We start from the raw sequence: 2,019 nt of genomic DNA on the forward strand, positions 1-2,019 counted from the left end.
GACGACGTTTCGGCGGCCCGGCAGCGGCCGGACGCCGGCCGGCAACGACTCCCACGTGCGCCGGCCCATCACCACGGTGTGTCCCATGGTCAGCTGCTTGAAACGGGCCAGGTCCTCGGGCAGCCGCCACGGGATCTCTCCGCCGCGGCCGATCACACCGGACGTCGACTGCGCCCAGACCAGACCGACCGTCATACGGCGACAGGAGCTTTGATCGCCGGGTGCGGGTCGTAATTGCGCACGACGACGTCCTCATAAATATAGTCGAAGATCGAATCACGTTGCGCCAGAACGAGTTCAGGATACGGGCGGGGGTCGCGGGCCAGTTGCAGCCGCACCTGCTCGACGTGGTTGTCGTAGATGTGGCAGTCGCCGCCCGTCCACACGAACTCACCGACGCCCAGGCCGGCCTGGGCGGCCATCATGTGGGTGAGCAACGCGTAGCTGGCGATGTTGAAAGGCACCCCGAGGAACAGGTCGGCGCTGCGCTGGTAGAGCTGGCAGCTCAGCCGTCCGCCGGCCACGTAGAACTGGAAGAACGCATGACACGGGGGCAGCGCCATCCGCGGGATGTCTGCGACGTTCCAGGCCGACACGATGATCCGCCGCGAGTCCGGGTCGGTGCGCAGCAGGTGCAGTGCGGCGCTGATCTGGTCGATGTGCTCGCCGGACGGGGTCGGCCACGATCGCCATTGCACGCCGTAGATCGGGCCGAGATCGCCTGTGCTGTCGGCCCATTCGTCCCAGATGCTCACCCCGTGCTCCTGCAGCCAGCCGACGTTGGAGTCACCGCGCAGGAACCACAGCAACTCGTAGACCACCGACTTGACATGCACCTTCTTGGTGGTCACCAGCGGAAAACCCGCCGAGAGGTCGTAGCGCAACTGCTGGCCGAACAGGCTGCGGGTACCGGTGCCGGTGCGATCGGATTTGGCCGTGCCCCGCTCGAGCACCACGCGCAGTAGGTCCTCGTAGGGGGTCGGTACCGGCACGCGGCCAGCTTAGCCGGTCGACGCCGGAAAACCCCGCGAAGATCGCGCAGAGTACAACAAGACCATGCCGAAAATCACCGACACCATCACCACTGCCGACGGCGTGTGCACCGTCAAACTGTTCACCCCCGAGGGGAGCGGTCCGTGGCCCGGCGTGGTCATGTACACCGACGCCGGCGGGGTGCGCGACGCCTTCGACCAGATGGCCGCCAAACTGGCCGGGTACGGCTACGCCGTGCTGCTTCCCGACGTGTACTACCGCAGCGGCGACTGGGCCCCGTTCGACATGGCCACCGTGTTCGCAGATGCGAAAGAACGCCAGCGGTTGTTCTCGATGATCGGCAGCGTCACCCCGGACAAGATGGCCGACGATGCCCGCGTCTTCTTCTCGTACCTGGCGGGCCGCCCCGAGGTCGCGGGCGACCGATTCGGCGTGTGCGGCTACTGCATGGGCGGGCGGACGTCGGTGATCGTGGCCGGCCGCGTTCCGGAACGCGTCGCGGCCGCGGCGTCATTCCATGGCGGCGGACTGGTCACCGACACCGCGGACAGCCCGCACCTGTCGGCCGACCGGATGACCGCCGCGGTGTATGTCGGCGGCGCGGAGAACGACGCGTCGTTCACCCCCGCTCACGCCGACCAGCTCGACAACGCGCTGACGGCGGCAGGCGTGTCGCACACCATCGAGTTCTACCCGGCGGCCCATGGGTTCGCGGTCCCGGACAACCCTCCGTACGACGCCGCCGCCGACGAGCGGCACTGGGCGGCGATGACGGGCCTCTTCGACTCGGCGCTGGGGCACACCTGACAACCGGGCACACCTGACAACCGGGCACACGTGACTACCGCGGCGCGGTCAGGAAAGGCGTTTCGTCAGCCGGAAGGCAGATCAACCAGTGCGGCCAGGCGCGCTCGGTGGCGGTAGGCGGTCCCCAACGCCAGCTGGTCGCTCTTGGCCCGCTTGAGGTACAGATGGGCGGGATACTCCCACGTCATCCCGATGCCGCCGTGCAACTGAATGCACTCC

General features: G+C 67.8%; 4 protein-coding genes. 1 reads left to right on the forward strand and 3 read right to left on the reverse strand.

Features of this window, described 5'->3' with window-relative positions; genetic code table 11:
- Positions 1–195: dihydrofolate reductase (locus AC2VOK_RS00085; protein ID WP_428898656.1), on the reverse strand; the 195-nt coding region annotated here is incomplete at its 3' end.
- Entirely contained in the window at positions 192–992 is an 801-nt protein-coding gene (locus tag AC2VOK_RS00090) for a thymidylate synthase (protein ID WP_428898657.1), read from the reverse strand. The genes AC2VOK_RS00085 and AC2VOK_RS00090, both read right to left, overlap by 4 nt.
- Before the next feature lie 64 nt (positions 993–1,056).
- On the opposite strand from AC2VOK_RS00090, the gene AC2VOK_RS00095 reads away from it, so the two are divergent.
- Positions 1,057–1,800 carry a dienelactone hydrolase family protein gene (locus AC2VOK_RS00095; RefSeq protein WP_428898658.1) on the forward strand — a complete coding sequence of 248 codons (744 nt, stop codon included), beginning with the start codon at positions 1,057–1,059 and terminating at the stop codon, positions 1,798–1,800.
- Positions 1,801–1,865: 65 nt separating this feature from the next.
- Here AC2VOK_RS00095 and AC2VOK_RS00100 read toward each other — a convergent pair.
- Positions 1,866–2,019, reverse strand: a 154-nt coding sequence (locus AC2VOK_RS00100; protein WP_428898659.1) for an acyl-CoA dehydrogenase family protein, incomplete at its 5' end; no start/stop codon positions are given.

The organism is Mycobacterium sp. TH-M116 (genome assembly GCF_057473685.1).

Bases quoted from the DNA above. Each gene is read 5' to 3' on its own strand.
- AC2VOK_RS00095 (WP_428898658.1), top strand. From the start codon at position 1,057: ATGCCGAAAATCACCGACACCATCACCACTGCCGACGGCGTGTGCACC.